The sequence below is a fragment of the Paraburkholderia dioscoreae genome (genome assembly GCF_902459535.1).
GTDB lineage: Bacteria > Pseudomonadota > Gammaproteobacteria > Burkholderiales > Burkholderiaceae > Paraburkholderia > Paraburkholderia dioscoreae.
This window is the reverse complement of the sequence record NZ_LR699554.1, coordinates 1,609,820-1,628,795: the sequence shown is the minus strand read 5'-3', so window position 1 is coordinate 1,628,795 and position 18,976 is coordinate 1,609,820. Positions and strand designations below refer to the sequence as shown.

Genomic DNA, 18,976 nt, shown 5'->3' with positions numbered 1-18,976 from the left:
TCAAGTCCTCTGTGGAATGCTGGAGTTAGGCGCGCTCGCCGCAGAAGCGGAAGCGCGCCTGAGTGGCATGCGCAGCACGATCGCCGCGCCGATCAACAGCGCTACGGCGATGGCGAGCATGCCCGGCAACAGCTTGCCGCCGCTCAGATCGGACAGCCGCCCGACGATGAACGGACTCACGAAGCCGGCCAGGTTGCCGGTGCAATTGATCACGGCGATGCCCGCCGCCGCGCCCGCGCCGCCGAGCAGGGCGGTCGGAATGCCCCAGAACACCGGCGCGATCGAATTGATGCCGATAGCCGCGATGATCAGCGCCGCGATCGACACTGCGACGTTCGACGCAAACAGCACCGACGCCAGCAAACCGAGCGCGCCGATCGCGCAGCAGACCGCGACATGTACGCGGCGTTCGTCGTGACGGTCCGCGTGACGCGCGATCAGCACCATCGCGACCGCGCTGATCAGCGACGGCACCGCCGACAGCCAGCCAATGTTGCTCACGCTGGCAACGCCGCTCGCCTTGATGATGGTCGGCACCCAGAACGCGAGACCGTAATTGCCCATTGCGATGCAGAAGTACAGCAGCCCGAGCAACCACACGCGCTTGCTGGCGAAGGCGCCGCGCGCCGAGGTTTCGGTGCGCGTGCTCGCGTCGCGGGCGAGATCGGCGGCAAGGCGCGATTTTTCGTCGGCGTTCAGCCAGCGCACGTTGTCGATCCGGTCGTGCAGTACGAAGAATGCGGCAATGCCGACCGCTAGCGAACCGAGGCCTTCGACCACGAACAGCCAGCGCCATCCGGCAAGACCGTAGGTGCCCGCGAAATGCGCCATCAGCCAGCCCGACAACGGGCCGCCGATAGCGCCGGACACCGGAATCGCGGTCATGAAAAGCGCGATGATCTGCGAGCGCCGCGTCGACGGAAACCAGTTGGACAGGTACAGCAGAATGCCGGGGGAAAATCCCGCTTCGGCGACGCCGAGCAGAAAGCGCATGACGTAGAACGATGTCGGGCCGCTGACGAACATCGTCAGGGCCGACACGATCGCCCACGTGACCATGATCCGCGCGATCCAGCGGCGCGCGCCGACCCGGTTCAGGATCAGATTGCTCGGCACTTCGAAGAAGAAATAGCCGACGAAGAAAATCCCCGCGCCCGCGCCGTACACCGTTTCGCTCAGCGACAGGTCGCTCAGCATCTGCAGTTTTGCGAAGCTGACGTTCACGCGGTCGATATACGCGACGACGAATGCCAGAAACAGAAACGGCACGATGCGCCGCGTGAGTTTGGCGTAGAGCGCAGCGTTGTGAGGATCGGCCGCGCTGCCGGATTCGGGTCCGTATGAAGGGACGCTCATGGTCTGTCTCCAGTGCGCGCCGTCAGCGCGCTGTCTCATCGTTTGTGTTTGCCCGTGCTGCGGACCGCTGCCTTCTAGTGGCAGTGTCGAAAGGGTAGTCGCGTCGCGGGCGTTGCCGCAAATCACGATTTCGGCGAAAGTTATAACTGAATAGTTATGCCGATCCGTGTTTCCGGGAAAACCCTTGCCATGCAGAACAGTGATCCGATTGAGCGTTTCTTTCGCAGCGGACTCAAGCTGCCGCATCTGCGTATCCTCGTGGGCCTTGCTGAGCTTGGCCAGGTTACGCGTGTGGCGGCTGCGTTCCATGTCACGCAGCCGGCCATTTCGAAACAGATCGCGGAGATCGAAGATGCCCTCGGCGTGCCGGTGGTGAACCGGGTCGGTAATGCGCTGGAGTTGACCGGGATCGGCCAGGTGATCGTTGCATGCGGGCGCGAAGTGTTGCGCCATATCGAACTCGCGCGACGCGATGTCAGCGCGCTCGCGTCCGGCACCGGCGGTCATGTGCGGGTCGGCGCGGTGGTGACGATTCCCGAACCGCTGATCGCGAATTCGGTGCAACTGTTCATGCGTCGCGCGCCGTCGGCTTCGCTATCGTTCGCGGAGGCGACGCTCGACCGCCTGATCAAGATGCTCGATGACGGCGACCTCGATCTCGCTCTTGGCCGCAACCGCATTCCCGCAACGCAGACGACGCTACGGCAGGAGATCGTCCATCGCGAGCCTTTCGTGTTCGTGGTCGGTGCGCATCATCCGCTCGGCGATCCCGACCGTCAGGTGACGTGGGCCGATCTGCGCGCGTCCCGCTGGATCACGCCGATGCATGGCTCCCCCGCGTACGCGACGCTGATCGAGACGCTCGGCGCGAACGATATTGCGGTGGGCGGCGGGGCGGTCGAATCGAGTGCACTGGCGTTGAATATCGCGTTGATACGCAGCGGCGATTTCGTGTCGATCCTGCCGATGTCGATTGCCCGGCCTCACGTGATGCGCGGTGGCATGCGCGTGCTGCCGTTGCCGCCGCTGGAACCGTTGGGTGAGATTGTTGCGTATTGGCGCGGTGATTCGAGTTTGCCTGCGGCGCAGTTGTTCTATGCGTGTTTGCGGGAGGTAGCGGGGGAGTTGATGCATGATCAGACGGGGGCGGCGGGGCTGGATGGTTCCTAGACCTCTGTTATCTGGCGGCGGACCAGTCGGTGCGTTCCGATGCCGGCATCGCTAACCCGGAAAAGCTTGCGAAACAGGATCCTCGCGCTGTGGTTTGCTCATTTTCTGAAGGTCGTGACTGAGTTGCGCTATCTCCATCGACAAGGGCCAGCCAGTGTTGGTGCTGTGGCTGGTCCACGGATGGTGTTCTGCTTTGTTACCCCATGCGTTCAGGCTCCCGAGCCAATCCCACACGCCGAGAAATTGCTCATATCCGGCTGATGGCGTGCTTTCATCTACCGGACAGCCGAAAGTGACGACCTCGATGTTTCTCGTTTTCTCCGCAGGCAGATCGAGCATCGCGTTGCTGATCACCAATGCGCCCTTGCTGTGACCAAAAACGCGCTTGAAACTGTCCGACTCCTTGAGGATTGCGTGAAACACATCCGAGGAGCCGCTGCCGTGTCTGAAAACAGGTACGCCTGTGCTTGCTTCCGCGTGACCGGGCACGGTCTTCAGCAGGCCCCGCCCAATCGACGCAACGGCCGGCGCCGTGTGCGCCAGCCATTCCTGTATGGGCTGCTTCATTTCATAACTGTACATGCCGAATCCGAACCATCCGCCAAGAGCCTGGTAGATGACGTCGGCGACGCCGTATCCGGGCACTATGGCGGCTACCGGCCTGCCCAAAGCTGTCGACACGTTCCACGCGAAAGCGGCCGAACCCAAGGCCGAACTGCCGACCCAAACGCTTCGTTCTTGTGACCGCTGACGCACAAACATTATTTAACACACACCGCCATCGTATTTTGATAGTCTTTGCCGTGGCAGAGGAAGAGCATCCAACGAGAGGAGGACTTCGCTATGCTGAGATGGATCGCGAACTGGGCCGTGCACAACGCGCTCACGCCGGAGAAACAGGCCGAAAAAGCACTGCGCGAACTTCGTCTGGCGCTTTTCCAGGCGGAGCAACGAATCCTCGACGCGCAAATGCATGCAGATTACTACCGTGCACGTCTGGCGTTTTGCGAGGAGGTCATAAAAAACGGCATCGAGCAGGTAGCGGACCAGCGCAAAGGTCAACAGGAAACGTCACAAGGGTCGCGTCCGGGACTTAAGCTCACGGCCACGCAATAGCAAGCCGGTCAGAAGCACTCCAGGCCGCCAACCCCAACCCATATCCCAACCCATATCCCGCCGTTCTCTCTGGAATACAGACATGAAGTCGAGAGTCATCGTACCGTTTTTGATCGCTTCACTCTTTGGCACGTCGGCTGCCACTTTCGCACAATCACACCATGACGACCACGGCGGCGGCCAGCCTTCGCACAACAGGCCGAACCCTGGCCACGGGGCGCCGCATGGAAATGGTCACGGGCCTGCTTTCCACGACGCGTCGCGCGGAGGTCCAGGCGGCCCTATTCCGCATAACGACTGGCACAAGGGCGAGCGGCTTCCGGCGGAGTACCGCGATCGTAACTATGTCGTCGACGACTGGCACGGGCATGGACTGCAAGCGCCGCCGCGCGGATATCAGTGGGTGGGCGTGAACGGGGACTACGTACTCGCTGCCATCGCGACGGGCGTTATCGCGAACGTTCTGCTTTCCGGGCATTAACTGGCCGGGTTGGAATCAATCACATTCGGAACCGCCTGGCGTTATCCGTTCGGTGGATAAACAGGACCGTGCCCGGCGTTATTGCTCACGGTCTTGGCTGTGTCGTATCCGGTTCGACAGGCCCGAACATCGGATAGATCTTCCTGATATGGCAGGACGGCTTCTGTGAGGACGGTGGCGACCAGTTAGGCCTGATCCTCGGCTGAAATCGGCGCATGGCGTCCCATACCGTATGGCGGCGTGATCTTGCCGGCGGCGCCCAGTTGGCTATATCGCTTGTAACCGCTTGTTAAACCTGCGCTATACCACCATCGACAAACAACTCCGTGGCATGCGTGATTCCCGTGCGACTCACGGTGCTCGCGACCGCCGAGGTCACGCCCAAGGATCCGTTCGTCGTGCGCGCGCCGCTCACTGCCGTGATCGACCGCCTTTATGTGCAGCCGACCCCGCCGTCCGTGCGGGATGGCCAGAGTTGGCCGGTGATTCGTTCAGCAGGCGTTGTGCGTCGCTTCGCCGCCAACCAACCAACGTCAAGTTCAGGCGAATGTCAAAACCGTGCCAGTATGCACATCGGCTTTCGATTGGCCACGGGCCGAAACTATTTGATCGCCTTACGCCAGAAGAGCATGTATGCGAATGCACCGGATACGGCGAGCAAGATTGCCCACATCGGAGCCAGACTGATCAGAACAGCGCTAACGGGTAACATTTGGATTCCTAAAGGTTTGAATAACGGTTTTGAATACGCAGCCGCTTTACCCGGATGGATGATCTGACCAAACATTGGGGTTCCGCGTAGCAATGGGTTAATGCTACATCGCAACTTGGGGCAAATCTGTGGCGTCCTGTCGCATCCCCATTGACGCATGTCAAGAATGTGCTACCGCTGAATCTGACGGGCGTGAGGCGTCGGATGCAGGGACTCGCAGGCAGTGTCGGGGCGAAATCGGCGTAGCGCTCGCGGATCAGCGCCAGGGCCTGAGGGCGCAGATTGACCTGTAACTGATGATTGCCCGGGTGGCCACGTCGGCGTGAAATAAGTCAGTAAGACTCATTCATTGACTAAGAAGTGCTTCGCCGCCGCCAGTTTGCGAATAGCACTAAACCCACCTGCATCCGACGCACTGCCCCAATCGCCGAACGGCGGCAAAAGCCGATCGACTGCCGTATACCGAAGGTGACTGGAACACGGCGCATCGGCCTGAAAACACAACGCCCCTGCGTCTCCCATACAGGAGGCGCAGGGCGTTTTTAACCGGCTCAGCTATTCCGCAATGCGTTTGAAACTGGCGTAGTAATCGTCGGTGTAATAGCAGTTGCCGGTCTGCCTGCGCGGTCCACCACATACGATACGGCGCTGCCCGCGATCCGCCGAGCCAGGCGTGCGAACTGTATAGGCGTGGTAATAGCCGCGCGGATGCTGCGGCAGCAATGCCGCGCTGTTGCGGAACAGGACACCGTCCTCGCCGAAAGGGAAAGGGCCGCCCGCTTTGATCAGACGCAGTGTTTCGGCGGCTTCCCCCGGCAACTGCGCCTTGGTGACGGTAGCCTGCGCGCCCGATGCGGAGGGTGTCTCGCTCGCGGCCGGCGCAAGTTGGGCCTGACTCGCGGATGCGCCCGGCTCCTGAGTGGCATTTCGCGATCCGTCCTTGTCGCATCCGCCGAGGATCGCGCTTATGGCGACGATGCAGGAGAAAGCCCACGCTCGCTTCACGAAACGGTTGCCTCCGGGTTGACCAGCACTCGACGATCACGACCGATTCAAGGGTAGCGCTAATGGCGGGGTGAATCAATGTTCGGCCGCGTCCAGAGCAGCAATCGACACTTTTTGTATTTTTTACTCTTATATAAGACATAAGACATTTGACCTGCGTAGGGTGTTGCATCTAAAATCGGGGTGAGAGCAGTGCGCGGCACAGTCTCGGCGTGCCTTGCAAGCTGTCCCTGAAACGCAAATACAGCAGGTCCCCATGCTTGAAAACTATCGCATTCATGCGGCCGAACGCGCCGCACTCGGCATTCCTCCCCTGCCGCTGACGGCTCAGCAGACCGCCGAACTGGTGGAGCTCATGACGAATCCGCCGGCCGGCGAAGAGCAGACACTGCTCGACCTGATCACCAATCGCGTGCCTGCGGGCGTGGACGAAGCGGCCCGCGTGAAGGCAGGTTTCCTGGCCGCCGTGGCCAAAGGCGAGACCGCCTGCGCGCTGATCTCGCGCGCCCGCGCCACCGAACTGCTCGGTACGATGCTGGGCGGCTACAACATCCAGCCGCTGATCGAGTTGCTGTCCGACGCTGAAGTGGGCACCGTTGCCGCCGAAGCGCTGAAGAAAACCCTGCTGATGTTCGACCAGTTCCACGACGTCAAGGAACTGGCCGACAAGGGCAACGCCAATGCCCGCGCCGTGCTGCAAAGCTGGGCCGACGCCGAATGGTTCACCAGCCGTCCGGAAGTGCCGCAAAGCCTGACCATCACCGTCTTCAAGGTGACGGGCGAAACCAACACCGACGACCTGTCGCCGGCCCCGGATGCCACCACCCGCCCGGACATCCCGCTGCACGCGCTGGCGATGCTGAAGAACGCCCGTGCCGGTATTACCCCGGAAGAGGACGGCAAGCGTGGTCCGGTCAAGTTCATCGAGTCGTTGCGGGAAAAAGGCCACCTGGTCGCATACGTGGGCGACGTGGTCGGCACCGGCTCCTCGCGCAAGTCGGCCACCAATTCGGTGCTGTGGTTCACGGGTGAAGACATTCCCTTCATTCCGAACAAGCGCTTTGGCGGCGTGTGCCTCGGCAGCAAGATCGCCCCGATCTTCTACAACACGATGGAAGACGCCGGCGCCCTGCCGATCGAACTCGACGTGTCGAAGATGGAAATGGGCGACGTGGTCGAACTGCGCCCATACGAGGGCAAAGCCCTGAAGAACGGCGAGGTGATCGCCGAGTTTCAGGTCAAGTCCGAGGTGCTGTTCGACGAAGTGCGCGCCGGCGGCCGCATTCCGCTGATCATCGGCCGCGGATTAACTGCCAAGGCACGTGAAGCGCTGGGCTTGGCCCCGTCGACCCTGTTCCGCCTGCCGCAGTTGCCGGCCGACAGCGGCAAAGGCTTCTCGCTGGCCCAGAAGATGGTGGGCCGTGCTTGCGGCCTGCCGGAAGGCAAGGGCGTCCGGCCGGGCGCGTATTGCGAACCGAAAATGACCTCGGTCGGCTCGCAGGACACCACGGGCCCCATGACCCGCGACGAACTCAAAGACCTCGCGTGCCTGGGCTTTTCGGCCGACCTCGTCATGCAGTCGTTCTGCCACACCGCTGCCTATCCGAAGCCGGTGGACGTGAAGACCCACCAGACCCTGCCGAACTTCATCAGCACCCGTGGCGGCATCGCGCTGCGCCCGGGCGACGGCGTGATCCACTCGTGGCTGAACCGCATGCTGCTGCCCGACACCGTGGGCACCGGCGGCGACTCGCACACTCGCTTCCCGATCGGCATCAGCTTCCCGGCCGGTTCGGGTCTGGTCGCCTTTGCGGCCGCCACCGGCACGATGCCGCTGGACATGCCGGAGTCGGTGCTGGTCCGCTTCAAGGGCAAGATGCAGCCCGGTGTGACCCTGCGCGACCTGGTCAACGCGATTCCGCTGTATGCCATCAAGCAAGGCATGCTGACGGTGGCCAAGCAAGGCAAGAAGAACATCTTCTCGGGCCGCATTCTCGAAATCGAAGGCTTGCCCGAACTGAAGGTCGAGCAAGCGTTCGAATTGTCGGATGCTTCCGCCGAGCGCTCGGCCGCCGGTTGCACGGTCCACCTCAACAAGGAGCCGATCATTGAATACCTCAACAGCAACATCACGCTGCTGAAGTGGATGATCGCCCAGGGCTACCAGGATCCGCGCAGCCTGCAGCGCCGCATCAAGGCAATGGAGCAGTGGCTGGCCGACCCGCAACTGCTGTCGCCGGATGCCGATGCCGAATACGCAGCCGTCATCGAAATCGACCTGGCCGACATTCACGAGCCGATCGTGGCCTGCCCGAATGATCCAGACGACGTGAAGACGCTGTCGGACGTGGCCGGTGCGAAGATCGACGAAGTGTTCATCGGCTCGTGCATGACCAACATCGGTCACTTCCGTGCCGCGTCGAAGCTGCTGGAAGGCAAGCGCGATATCCCGGTCAAACTGTGGGTGGCCCCGCCGACCAAGATGGACCAGAAACAGTTGACCGAGGAGGGCCACTACGGCGTCTTCGGCACAGCCGGCGCCCGTACCGAAATGCCGGGCTGCTCGTTGTGCATGGGCAACCAGGCACAGGTGCGCGAAGGCGCGACGGTCATGTCGACCTCGACCCGCAACTTCCCGAATCGTCTGGGCAAGAACACGAACGTGTATCTCGGCTCGGCGGAACTGGCCGCAATCTGCTCGCGTCTGGGCAAGATTCCGAGCAAGGAAGAGTACATGGCTGACATGGGCGTGCTCACCGCCAACAGCGACAAGATCTACCAATACATGAACTTCGATCAGATCGAAGACTTCAAGGAAGTGGCGGACACTGTAGAGATGTAAGCGTGCTGTCGGGCTACGGCGTGTTGATCTGGTCGTAGCCGCTACAAGAATGGCGCTGCTGGCTGAATGCCGGCAGCGCCATTTTTTTTTCGACACAGAAATGGGACCATTGACAGCCGTTCGGAAAGGCACGGGTCTGCACATAAGTCTCGTGAAGCGATGGAGGAGTCCGTGCGAAAGAGAGCAGGGGAAATGAATCTGCTGGACCTGCTTGAACTGGCATTGGCGGGACGGCCGCCCGCACGTCAAGCTGATTGATTCGGAACCCGGAACACCCGAACAGAACTCGCGTCGAGTCCGATGATGCTCGCGTCAATCCCGAATTCTTCACCCTTTACGAGCCCTTCGGACACGCACCGACAGTCGGGCAGGCATTTGCCTGGAAAGCTTAAAGTGCAAGCTCCGAAAGCAATGCATCGAGCGGTTCGGTCACGAAGCCGTCAGCCTTCAGCATCACCAGCCCGTGCAACTGAGCCCACACCGCCGTGGCGGACCCATATGGCCCGCTCCGACCACGAGCCGAGATGCCCGCGAGGAGGAGGTCGTAGCTTTCCTTTGCCGCTTTGCTCAGCGGGCTATCCTGTAGAGCATCAGGAACCAGACGCGAGGCAAACATCAAGCGATAACGTTCCACGTTTCGTTCTCCGAACTGCAGATATGCTGCCGCCATGCGCCTTACGTAACCCTCTTCGCCTCCCGATTCCGCCGCGCTGCTCAGTGCCGCCGAAAGCTCCCTGAATCCCTCTTCCCCCACGGCAAACAGTAGGTCATCCCGGTCCGCAAAGTGACGGTACGGCGCCGACTGAGCAACGCCGGCACGCCGCGCAAGCGAAGCAAGGGTCAGACTTTGGGCGCCGTTCGCTGCGATCTCTTCCCGCGCGGCGTCGAGCAGCGCACGTCGTAAATCGCCGTGGTGATAGCTCTTCCGGCCGTGCGACTGCTTTCCGGGCGTCTTTATTGCCGTGCCTTTGCTCATCGATGTGTATCGAAGTGAATGTGACAGGTCATGACGTTTGCTTGGCTCCGGGTTTCACAGGTTAGTGAAATGATAGCTCATCACATTGCGGGCAATCAACAAAATGCCCAGTCAGCACCGGTTTGGCGGCGTGCGATCCGCACCAGCGTTCTCCGAAGATCGCCGTGATGCTCACCGGCCCGGTAGAGGTCTTTCCGTTTGAGTTCGCACCAATGTGATGACATATAACATTTTGCTTGACGGCTGATCAAAGCGCCTATATGTTATATGTCATCACATCGATAACGGGCCCAAACCTGATCGTCGGCGTAACCAAAGACAACCGTTTTCCATCAAAGTGACTCTCGCCATGAGCCTCGTTCTGTTACCGATCCCCAGTCGCGATTTCGATCCCTCCGAAGTCGCGGTGAGTTGGAAGATATTGACGCAGCGCGGTCATCGGGTCGTTTTTGCGACGCCCGACGGCAAGCAAGGCGCTTGCGACCCGATCATGCTCTCTGGCATTGGACTCGACCCTTGGAGCGGCATCCCGGTGCTTCGCAATGTCCGTGTCCTGGGCTTCCTGCTCAGCGCCAATACCGACGCCAGGAGCGCCTATGTCGAGATGCTGCGGGATCCGGCCTTTGCGAGCCCGCTGCGCTGGGACCGGATCGAGTCCACGGACTTCGACGGCCTGCTGTTAGGTGGTGGGCACTGGGCGCGCGGCATGCGCGAATATCTCGAAAGCACGGTTCTTCAGCGGATCACCGCCGAATTCTTCGCTGCGGAAAAGCCTGTGGCAGCGATCTGCCATGGCGTGCTGCTGGCCGCCCGCAGCACGCGTGCCGACGGCCTGTCCGTGCTGCATGGCCGGAAAACCACGGCGCTGACCTGGGCGCTGGAACGCAAGGCCAGCACGCTCGCTCATGTCGGGCGCTTTTGGGACCGCAACTATTACCGCACGTATACAGAGGCAGCGGACCAACCTACGGGATACATGTCCGTGCAGCAGGAGGTCACGCGCGCACTCGCCAGCTCTGCGGATTTCATCGACGTTCGCGAGAGCGATCCCGAATTCAGGCGCAAGACGAGCGGCACAGTGCGCGATACGGCGACGGATGATCGCCCCGCCTGGGTGGTGCGAGATGAGAATTACGTCTCGGCGCGCTGGCCCGGCGACGTCCATAGCTTTGCTCGCACATTCGCCGCGGTACTCGAGCAATGACGCAGCATCCTTCCGCTCAACTTCCAGACATAACGACCGAGGAAAACATGGTGAGTCAGAATGCAGTCAGCTATACGCACCGCTGGTGGCCCGATCAGAAGCCGGAGTTTCTGACGTTAGCCAACGGCGGTCCAAAGGTCCGCTATCTGCGGGCTGGCCACGGCCCGGCGCTGGTCCTGCTGCATAGCATCCGTACCCAACTGGACCTGTTTCAACGGGTGATCCCAAAACTCGTCGATCACTTTACCGTGTACGTGTTCGACTACCCGGGGTTTGGCTGGTCGGAAATCGTGCCAGGCGCCGATTATCGGGAGCCGGCGATGCGCGAGCATGTCGTCAATTTCATCAGACGACTGGATTTGCACGACATCACGCTGGCCGGCGAGTCGATGGGCGCCACCCTGGCATTGACTGCGGCAGCGGAGCTTGGCGATCGCGTGAAACAGGTCGTCGCCTTCAACACTTATGACTATTTGCCAGGTGTGGAGCGGGCGAACCTGCTCGCGTCGATCATTATCAAAAGCGTACGCGCGCCCATAATCGGGTCGACTTTCGCCGCCATGGAAAGCCGGGCCACGCTCGCCGGTATCTTGAGCGGCGGGCTGCGCGATCCGCGCAATTTGCCGCCGGACTTTATTGACGAACTGGTGAAAGGCGGGAAACGGCCGGGCTACTCAAACGTTGCGCGTGCCGTTTATCGAGCCCTTCCGAGCTACGTCGCGGCAAGACCGCATTACGCCCGGATCGACGCCCCGGTGACACTGGTCTATGGCGATCACGATTGGTCGCGGCCGGCCGAGCGCGAAGCGAACCGGGCTCTCATCAAGGATGCAAAGATGATCGTCCTCAACGATACAGGTCACATTTCTTCGCTGGAAAGCCCGGAAGAGTTCGCCCGCATTCTCACCGAGACCCAGTCAACAGCCCGCTTCGCCGCTTAAGGTAGAAGTGGACATTTATTCATGTCCTAACCCGGAGAAGTACCGCATGTCCAACACCATTCTCGTTACAGGCGCCACCGGCACGGTCGGCCGCGAACTCGTCAAAGCGCTCACAGTGGCCGGAGCCGACGTCATTGCCATGTCGTCCACAGGCAAGGTGGTCGAGGGCGTCGAAAGCCGGGTCGCCGATCTGGCTGACCCCGCGAGCCTCGCTGGCGCATTCCGCGGCATCGATACGCTGTTCCTGCTGCTCCCGCTGCAGGCCAACATGGTCGAGCTGGCCCGCAACGCCGTCGCCACGGCCAGGGCGGCCGGCGTCAGGCACATCGTTCGTTCGTCGGGAGCGGAAGCCGATCCGGCAAGCGCTTCCGCGATTGGTCGCGTCCAGGGCGAGATCGACCAGTTGGTGATGCAGTCCGGTGTGCCATACACGTTGACGCGGCCGAATTGCTTCATGCAGAACTATCTGACGTTCTATGGAGACATGATCCGCGCGGGCACGCTTTATCTTCCGCAGGGCGACGGAAAGGCATCGTTCGTCGACGTTCGCGATGTAGCGGCCGTCAACGCTTCGATCCTGCAGCACCCGGCCGCGCACGCCGGCAAGACGTATACGCTGACGGGCGGCAAGGCTCTTTCCAACACCGAGGTGACTCAATGCATCGGCGCGGCGCTGGGGCGCAACATCGGTTACGTGGCCGTCCCGGATGATGCGGCGGTCGCATCAATGCGGGAGGCGGGGATGGACGAGTGGTCGATCGAAACGGTCATGAGCCTGAACCGCGTGATCGCGGCCGGCCATCCGGCGGCGGTCAGCCCGGATGTGGAGAGGCTGCTTGGGCGAGCCCCCAACACCTTCGAGAAGTTCGCGGCGGACTATGCGGCGAGCTGGCGCCAGCAACCGTCAGGCCAACGCTAACCTATCCGCACAGTGCGCGTGCCAGCAGCGATGAAGGACAGGTTCGGGGCCGGTCATCGCCCCAAAAGCGCCGCGACGATGCAGTGATCGCCACACGGCGCATCGTTCCAACCTGGGCCGGCGGCGCTGTTCGCTCTATCGGCGTCAATGGTTCTGTCTGGTTGCTGGATGGCGTGGCGTTCGTGGAGGGAAGGCGGATTCTACTGGAAAGGCAAGGGCTGAACGTGGGCGCCGGATTGCACTCACCGAATGCGAGTTCAACGGCCCTCCTGGAAATTATTGTGCTTGTATAATCGTTCGGACGTTTTGCCGAGACTTCCTGTTGCCAGTAGCACGGGAGTCGCCCAACGCCCGCCTCACGGATCACTCACGATGAAAGATCGAAAAGCAACGCCGGAGGACTCTGCCGAAATAGATATAACCTCGGCTCACCTTCCCCGCAGCAATTTGACCTCGTGCCTTGACGAAACATTTCAGTCCGCGCCTATCCCCATCCTGATAGAAGATTGGTCCGGCATCAAGGAACGCATTGATTCCCTTAGGCAAAGCGGCGTAGAGGATCTCGAAACGTATCTCGACGAGCATCCTCATGTCATTGAGGAACTTCGTTCATTACATTCGTTCGTGGACGCGAACGAAGCGACTCTGGCGCTCTTCGGTGCGGAGTCGAAACAGACGTTCTTCTCGTGGGCGCGTGATCTGCTGCCGGCAAACAGGCTCAGCAATTCCAAAGTTCTTGGCGCGATGTTCGAGCAACGCACATCGTGCGAGGGCGAGCGTATCCTCACTACACTTAGTGGAATTAAGGTTCCTATTGTATGGAGATGTTCGCTTCCTGAAGAAAATCACAAATATCGCCGGCTTCGTTTCTTTGCGTTCGATGTCACGGAATACAAGGAGAATAGCAACAGGTTGCAAACCTTGCGTGCCCAGATGGCTCGCACCGCACGAGTCTCGATGGTCGGACAGCTCGCGGCATCCATCACACATGAAATAGGTCAGCCATTGGCGGCCGTGCGCACCGCCCTGGATGCAACCATACGCTGGCTGGATCGTCCGCAACCCGAGGTCGACGAGGCGCTTTCCTCGTTGCGGCACGCAATGCGGTGGACGTACGACATGTCAGAAATATGTCACCGGCTACGTAGTTTTCTCGTCAGCGCACCCATCCAGGCGACGGTACTCAATTGTGGTGACATCGTCGATTCCGCGGTGCTTTTGATCGCCCCGGAAGCGGATTCGAAACAGATCACGATCGTCAAAGAGGTCGAATCCGATGGCACGGCGTTTGCGGATCGCATTCAGTTGCAACAGGTTCTGACCAATCTGTTGATTAACGGCATACACGCAATAGATGCGACCACCTGCGAGGGGCGCGAGCGCATCCTGACCATTCGTGCTGGCGCGAGCGGTGATGAACACACTCTTTTCGAGGTGAGCGATACGGGTTGTGGCATCAAGGCGGCCGAGCCGGATACGATCTTTCAGCCTTTCGCCACGACAAAGGACGATGGCATGGGCATGGGCCTCCCCATCTCGAGAGCGATCGTGGAAGCACATGGCGGGAAGATATGGATCGCGGCGACGGGTAGCAAAGGCACCCGTTTCTGTTTCACATTGGCACGCTCCGCAATGGGGTGTTCAGCCAGTTCAAGTGCGGAGCGTACCCGGCAAAACCAGCTGTGAGTTAATGCCATCGCGTACCCGTGCACGAGGGCGTGAGCTCATGCCCGAAAATTCGAATCCTTAAGAGAAGCATCGGCCAGCATGCAGGTTCCATTCGACGAAGGTGAGACAGTTGTCCGCCAGTCTCACAAGTTGGAGGCGGGGACACTAGCGACTATCGTTCTCGCCAACGCACTGGAATTCTTCGATTTCTTCGCCTACGCGACCTTTAGCGCGTTCATCGCCCGCGCGTATTTTCCGCAAGAGGCGCATAAGCTCGGCCCGCTTCTGACGCTCGGCACCTTTGCGGCCGGCTTCCTTTCACGGCCAATCGGTGCCTGTTTCATTGGACGATATGCCGATCGTGTAGGGCGCAAACCCGCACTCCTGCTCACTTCGTCGTTGGTCACGGCCGGAACCCTCGGCGTGGCCATCATGCCGGGTTACGGTGTGCTCGGCGTCTACGCACCATTGTTGATCTTACTCTGCCGTGTTGCGCAAGGCGTGGCTATCGGAGGAGAAATAGGGTCGTCCGGTGCGTTGCTGCTTGAGCATGGCGACCGTGCGCGCAAGGGCTTTTATGCAGGTTGCCTGATGGCGGGGCAGGGGCTTGCGCTGATTGTGGCGGGCGGTTGCGGCATTGCGCTGTATCAGTTTTTGTCGCCCCTGCAGATCGAACAATGGGGCTGGCGACTGCCGTTCGCGCTCGCGAGTGCGCTGATCCCCGTGCAGATTTTCTTGCGCCGGCATATCCGCGAGACACGGCTCACGGCGGATCCCGGCCAGGCTCCGTATCGCGATGTGTTTTTCCGGCAGCGTCGCGATTGGGCGATGGCGATCGTGCTGATCTTCGGTGGCACGGTTCCTACCTACGTAGCGACCTACACCGCCACCTTCGGCGTCACGGGCTCGCGTCCAACTGCGTTCGCGGCGTTTGTGACGACCATCGCTGTCGGCGTCGTCACATTCATACTTTCAGTCTTCGGTGGCTGGCTTGCGGATCGCCTGGGTCGGCTGAAGATCATCGTCGTCTCGCGTGTTCTGACGATGGTCGTCGTTCTACCGGCCTTCCACCTCGCATCCGTTCACAACGATTCGACCACGCTGCTTTGTGTGGTCGCATTGTTTGCGGGTCTGTCCGCGCTCGGTGGCGGACCAGGCATCATCGCAATCCTCGAGATGTTTCCGGTTCGAGGGCGTGTTCTCGCGATGTCCCTGGTGTACGCGACCGGCGTTGCGCTTTTCGGCGGCACCGCGCCGCTCGTCGTTGCCTCATTTGACTTCTGGACGGGCGGACATCTCGCCGGCGCCTGGTATATCTTTTGTTCTTCGATGATCACGGTGCTGGCTATCCGGTTCATCGGCATTCGAACTTTCGCTCGTTGACCGGCAGGAACGTCAACCGTCCGGGTTCGCGACACATGCGGTAGCGAGCAACAGATCATCGCCTGACCATCGCCTGACTCGCGTCGCCACCCATCGCGCTGACCGGCTCTGCCACGCCCCCTTCGAGGCATGCGGACGGCGTATCCCACTCCCATCCCGCGCGCCTGCGCCATGATTTCACGGTGTGAAGAAACAAGGCGTGCGAATCAGAAATATTCCATTCGTTCTGGAAAGCGATTCATACGCGGCGGCTTCATGATCGTCTTACGGACCAACCGTCGCCCATTGATAGCTACATCAACGAAAGGAGCAACTCATGTCCCACCATCTTGATTCGCCGCTCGCACGACAGGATATCCGGCTCGACATCACCGATCTGTATTGCTTCCGGGGAGAAACGGGTACGGTTTTCGTCATCAACGTCTGTCATTCCATCGCCGGTGAGATACCCGCTCCAGGCTATCACCCCGAAGGCATGTACGAATTCAAGATCGATATCGACGGAAATGCCGTGGAGGAACTGACCTATCGCATCTCATTCGACGAGCGCGACCTGCAAGGCAAGCAGCGTTTCGTTGTGCGCCGCATTGCAGGCGCCGATGCGACGGATCCGCATGCGCAAGGGGAACAGATTGCCGAAGGCAGCACGGATGAAATCGTCATGACGCCCTCCGGCGTGCGCGTATGGGCCGGCAAGGCGGGCGATCCGTTCTGGATCGAGCCCGATGTCCTGCACGCGGTTGGCCACGTCTTTCAGGACGGCACGCCGCTCGATCTGGCAGGCTGGGATCCGAAGCAGGCTCGTAACCTTTTTGCCGGCCACACGGTCTATTCCATCGTATTGGAGGTGCCCGACGCACATCTGCTGGCAGACGCCGGCCACAACCGTCGCGTCGGCGTGTGGGCTGTCGCGACGCTGGCCACGGACGCTGGAGACTGGAGATCGATCAACCGGGTCGGACTTCCAATGATCCATCCGCTGTTCACGCAGTACAACGAGGATCTCGGCAATCGCCTGAATGCAGGACGCCCGGCCGACGATTTCGACACATACGGTCCGACTATCATCGGGGCGGTCGCAGGCGCTATAAAAGCCAACGGCACGGCGGAAGATCCTGAGGGCTATGCGACGCTCGTGGCACATCGCTTTCTGCCCAACATGCTTCCCTACACGATTGGCACGCAAGCCGTATTCGGCATGGCAGGGTGGAACGGACGGTCGCTGACCGACAACGTGGCGGACGTGATGTTCACGATTGCCGCGAACACGCCGATCGCGCTCGGCATCGGCAAAGAGTCGGTCACGTCGAAGCCTTCGTCGACTTTTCCGTACGTGCCGAAGGTCTAGCCGTCTGTCTGCTCGCCGACAGATATGCCGCCCGTGCAGACATAGCCCTGGCGAGCTGTGTCTGCCCATCCGATGTCGTCATTAACAGAGACCACTATGCCTTTACGTTCCGGTCACCGTCACCTGTCGGTCAAGACACCCTTATTCTCGCGGCCGTTGCATTTCGATACCACCGCGATCGCCATGATAGTGGTCATTGCCTTGTTGCATATCGTCGGATGGACTACGTTGATCGCCATTGTCGTACCGCTGCATTTGAGCGTGGACTCCAGAGTGTTTGGAGTCGGCATCGGCGTGACGGCATACGCACTCGGCATGCGCCATGCGTTCGATGCGGACCATATCGCCGCCATCGACAATACGACGCGCAAGCTGGTCGGAGAAGGCAAACCGGCTCATTCGATCGGCTTCTGGTTTTCTTTCGGTCACTCGACCATCGTGTTCGGACTCACCCTTCTCGTCGCACTGGGCGTGCGTTCGCTCTCGGGTCATGTGGCGAACGCCGGTTCGGGCTTTCACGCAGTCGCGGGACTCATCGGCACCTGTATCTCCAGCGGCTTTCTCTATCTGATTGCGGCGTTGAACATCGTCTCGTTCTTCGCGATCTACAAGGTGTTCCGGCGCATGAAGTCCGGGCGCTATGACGAGGCTTATCTGGAGCATCGGCTTGAGAACCGTGGCGTGGTGAATCGTCTTCTCGCGCCTCTGATGAGGATCGTGCGCAAGCCTGGACAAATGTACTTTGTCGGACTGCTGTTCGGCATGGGCTTCGACACGGCAACCGAGATCGCGCTGCTGGTCCTGACAGGGTCCGGTGCTGCTGCGGGGCTGCCGTGGTACGCAACACTCTGCCTCCCCGTGTTATTTGCGGCGGGCATGCTGCTGTTCGACACGATCGACGGTTCGTTCATGAACGTCGCGTATGGGTGGGCATTGGCGAAGCCAGTGCGCAAAATTTACTACAACCTGGTGGTGACCGGCCTGTCTGTCGCAGTCGGAGTGGTGATCGGCACCATTGAGATCCTCGGACTGTTCAGCAATGCACTGAATGCACACGGCGCATTCTGGTCGTGGGCATCCGGCATCGATCTGAACAGTCTCGGCTTCGCAATCGTCGGACTCTTCGTCGCGACATGGCTCGTCTCCGTGGCAATCTGGAAGTTCGGTCGGATCGAGGAAAAATGGGCGCCTGTTCGCAGCCATTCGGGCATCATCAAGCAGCAGATGGGGGAGTGACAGGAGGGGGCCTGTCTTTGTGCGGGCCGCTTTCCAGCCTGTCTTTCCGGTTTCCCCGGCCGGCCCCTATACACACATATGATTTTCACGGTAGGGATTTTTCCATAACATGGGGATATCCGGGCGGCGAGCCAAACAGCATCGTGCCGTCGTAACCGAATGTATGGCAGAGGATAAGTCGCTTGCATACCCATCCGATAGTTTCCATCATCGATGACGACGAATCCGTCCGCATCGCCACATCAATGCTCGTTCGTTCACTGGGTTGGGGCGTGCGGCTTTATGCGTCCGCCGAAGATTTCCTCGCCTCCGGCCAGATCGGTGACGTCGCGTGCATCATCTCCGACGTGCAGATGCCCGGCATGAGCGGGCTCGAGATGCAGCGGCACCTGCTCGACGGCGGAATTACGCTGCCGATCATCTTTATCTCCGCTTTCGCATCGGAAGTGGTGCGCCGCCAGGCGCTGGACAACGGAGCGATGTGCGTGCTCAGCAAACCTGTCGATGGCGCAGTCGTGTCGCGTTGCCTCGAAACGCTCCAGGCAAGAGGCGGCGAAATTCATTAAGCCCGCTCGCGGCGGGCCTTGATTGTTTAATATTGAACGACTCGGATACTATG

17 protein-coding genes are annotated in these 18,976 nt (G+C 60.5%); 13 read left to right on the top strand and 4 right to left on the bottom strand.

The window, feature by feature from the left end; genetic code table 11:
* A complete protein-coding gene (locus PDMSB3_RS27505; RefSeq protein ID WP_165188349.1) occupies positions 1 to 1,356 on the bottom strand; it encodes an MFS transporter in 1,356 nt (451 codons plus the stop codon).
* Between the two features lie 189 nt (positions 1,357 to 1,545).
* On the opposite strand from PDMSB3_RS27505, the gene PDMSB3_RS27500 reads away from it, so the two are divergent.
* Positions 1,546 to 2,526, top strand: a complete 981-nt coding sequence (locus PDMSB3_RS27500; RefSeq protein ID WP_007177176.1) for a LysR family transcriptional regulator — start codon at positions 1,546 to 1,548, stop codon at positions 2,524 to 2,526.
* A gap of 51 nt (positions 2,527 to 2,577) precedes the next feature.
* Here PDMSB3_RS27500 and PDMSB3_RS27495 read toward each other — a convergent pair whose 3' ends face one another.
* Positions 2,578 to 3,234: a hypothetical protein gene (locus PDMSB3_RS27495; RefSeq protein WP_165188347.1), complete on the bottom strand. Its 657-nt coding sequence runs from the start codon at positions 3,232 to 3,234 to the stop codon at positions 2,578 to 2,580.
* Between the two features lie 135 nt (positions 3,235 to 3,369).
* Here PDMSB3_RS27495 and PDMSB3_RS27490 point away from each other — a divergent pair, with 135 nt between their 5' ends.
* The 3 genes from PDMSB3_RS27490 (at position 3,370) to PDMSB3_RS27475 (ending at position 4,902) form a co-directional block, all read left to right on the top strand.
* A complete protein-coding gene (locus PDMSB3_RS27490; protein ID WP_007177174.1) occupies positions 3,370 to 3,642 on the top strand; it encodes a hypothetical protein in 273 nt (90 codons plus the stop codon).
* Positions 3,643 to 3,724: 82 nt separating this feature from the next.
* Complete coding sequence (locus PDMSB3_RS27485; RefSeq protein WP_007177173.1) at positions 3,725 to 4,123, top strand: RcnB family protein; 399 nt, start codon at positions 3,725 to 3,727, stop codon at positions 4,121 to 4,123.
* Between the two features lie 344 nt (positions 4,124 to 4,467).
* Complete coding sequence (locus PDMSB3_RS27475; protein WP_165187525.1) at positions 4,468 to 4,902, top strand: hypothetical protein; 435 nt, start codon at positions 4,468 to 4,470, stop codon at positions 4,900 to 4,902.
* 488 nt (positions 4,903 to 5,390) lie between these two features.
* Here the strand turns inward: PDMSB3_RS27475 and PDMSB3_RS27470 are convergent, their stop codons facing one another.
* Complete coding sequence (locus tag PDMSB3_RS27470; protein ID WP_007177171.1) at positions 5,391 to 5,840, bottom strand: ribonuclease; 450 nt, start codon at positions 5,838 to 5,840, stop codon at positions 5,391 to 5,393.
* Between the two features lie 256 nt (positions 5,841 to 6,096).
* Between PDMSB3_RS27470 and acnB the strand changes: the two genes are divergently transcribed.
* A complete protein-coding gene (acnB, locus tag PDMSB3_RS27465; protein WP_007177170.1) occupies positions 6,097 to 8,682 on the top strand; it encodes a bifunctional aconitate hydratase 2/2-methylisocitrate dehydratase in 2,586 nt (861 codons plus the stop codon).
* A gap of 388 nt (positions 8,683 to 9,070) precedes the next feature.
* On the opposite strand, the gene PDMSB3_RS27460 is transcribed toward acnB, so the two are convergent.
* Positions 9,071 to 9,658, bottom strand: a complete 588-nt coding sequence (locus PDMSB3_RS27460; protein WP_007177169.1) for a TetR/AcrR family transcriptional regulator — start codon at positions 9,656 to 9,658, stop codon at positions 9,071 to 9,073.
* 349 nt (positions 9,659 to 10,007) lie between these two features.
* Here PDMSB3_RS27460 and PDMSB3_RS27455 point away from each other — a divergent pair, with 349 nt between their 5' ends.
* From PDMSB3_RS27455 to PDMSB3_RS27420, 8 genes are all read left to right on the top strand, one after another.
* The gene (locus PDMSB3_RS27455; protein ID WP_007177168.1) at positions 10,008 to 10,862 is read left to right on the top strand and encodes a type 1 glutamine amidotransferase domain-containing protein; all 855 of its coding nucleotides are present in this window, start codon (positions 10,008 to 10,010) and stop codon (positions 10,860 to 10,862) included.
* Positions 10,863 to 10,909: 47 nt separating this feature from the next.
* Complete coding sequence (locus tag PDMSB3_RS27450) at positions 10,910 to 11,803, top strand: alpha/beta fold hydrolase (RefSeq protein WP_007177167.1); 894 nt, start codon at positions 10,910 to 10,912, stop codon at positions 11,801 to 11,803.
* Positions 11,804 to 11,849: 46 nt separating this feature from the next.
* Positions 11,850 to 12,722: an SDR family oxidoreductase gene (locus tag PDMSB3_RS27445; protein ID WP_007177166.1), complete on the top strand. Its 873-nt coding sequence runs from the start codon at positions 11,850 to 11,852 to the stop codon at positions 12,720 to 12,722.
* A gap of 372 nt (positions 12,723 to 13,094) precedes the next feature.
* Entirely contained in the window at positions 13,095 to 14,408 is a 1,314-nt protein-coding gene (locus tag PDMSB3_RS27440; RefSeq protein WP_165188345.1) for a sensor histidine kinase, read from the top strand.
* An 81-nt stretch (positions 14,409 to 14,489) separates the two neighbouring features.
* Complete coding sequence (locus PDMSB3_RS27435) at positions 14,490 to 15,773, top strand: MFS transporter (RefSeq protein WP_007177164.1); 1,284 nt, start codon at positions 14,490 to 14,492, stop codon at positions 15,771 to 15,773.
* 316 nt (positions 15,774 to 16,089) lie between these two features.
* Entirely contained in the window at positions 16,090 to 17,121 is a 1,032-nt protein-coding gene (locus tag PDMSB3_RS27430) for a DUF4331 family protein (protein WP_007177163.1), read from the top strand.
* 96 nt (positions 17,122 to 17,217) lie between these two features.
* Entirely contained in the window at positions 17,218 to 18,357 is a 1,140-nt protein-coding gene (nicT, locus tag PDMSB3_RS27425) for a Nickel transporter NicT (RefSeq protein ID WP_197740279.1), read from the top strand.
* Positions 18,358 to 18,539: 182 nt separating this feature from the next.
* Positions 18,540 to 18,923, top strand: coding sequence for a response regulator transcription factor (locus PDMSB3_RS27420; protein ID WP_007177161.1), 384 nt, complete (start codon positions 18,540 to 18,542; stop codon positions 18,921 to 18,923).
* The last annotated feature ends 53 nt before the right edge of the window (positions 18,924 to 18,976 follow it).

Excerpts from the sequence above, each read along its gene's own strand:
- PDMSB3_RS27505 (WP_165188349.1), bottom strand. The coding sequence starts at position 1,356 with ATGAGCGTCCCTTCATACGGACCCGAATCCGGCAGCGCGGCCGATCCT.
- PDMSB3_RS27485 (WP_007177173.1), top strand. The coding sequence starts at position 3,725 with ATGAAGTCGAGAGTCATCGTACCGTTTTTGATCGCTTCACTCTTTGGC.
- PDMSB3_RS27450 (WP_007177167.1), top strand. The coding sequence starts at position 10,910 with ATGGTGAGTCAGAATGCAGTCAGCTATACGCACCGCTGGTGGCCCGAT.
- PDMSB3_RS27490 (WP_007177174.1), top strand. The coding sequence starts at position 3,370 with ATGCTGAGATGGATCGCGAACTGGGCCGTGCACAACGCGCTCACGCCG.
- PDMSB3_RS27500 (WP_007177176.1), top strand. The coding sequence starts at position 1,546 with ATGCAGAACAGTGATCCGATTGAGCGTTTCTTTCGCAGCGGACTCAAG.
- PDMSB3_RS27460 (WP_007177169.1), bottom strand. The coding sequence starts at position 9,658 with ATGAGCAAAGGCACGGCAATAAAGACGCCCGGAAAGCAGTCGCACGGC.
- PDMSB3_RS27435 (WP_007177164.1), top strand. The coding sequence starts at position 14,490 with ATGCAGGTTCCATTCGACGAAGGTGAGACAGTTGTCCGCCAGTCTCAC.
- PDMSB3_RS27445 (WP_007177166.1), top strand. The coding sequence starts at position 11,850 with ATGTCCAACACCATTCTCGTTACAGGCGCCACCGGCACGGTCGGCCGC.
- PDMSB3_RS27430 (WP_007177163.1), top strand. The coding sequence starts at position 16,090 with ATGTCCCACCATCTTGATTCGCCGCTCGCACGACAGGATATCCGGCTC.
- acnB (WP_007177170.1), top strand. The coding sequence starts at position 6,097 with ATGCTTGAAAACTATCGCATTCATGCGGCCGAACGCGCCGCACTCGGC.
- nicT (WP_197740279.1), top strand. The coding sequence starts at position 17,218 with ATGCCTTTACGTTCCGGTCACCGTCACCTGTCGGTCAAGACACCCTTA.
- PDMSB3_RS27455 (WP_007177168.1), top strand. The coding sequence starts at position 10,008 with ATGAGCCTCGTTCTGTTACCGATCCCCAGTCGCGATTTCGATCCCTCC.
- PDMSB3_RS27440 (WP_165188345.1), top strand. The coding sequence starts at position 13,095 with ATGAAAGATCGAAAAGCAACGCCGGAGGACTCTGCCGAAATAGATATA.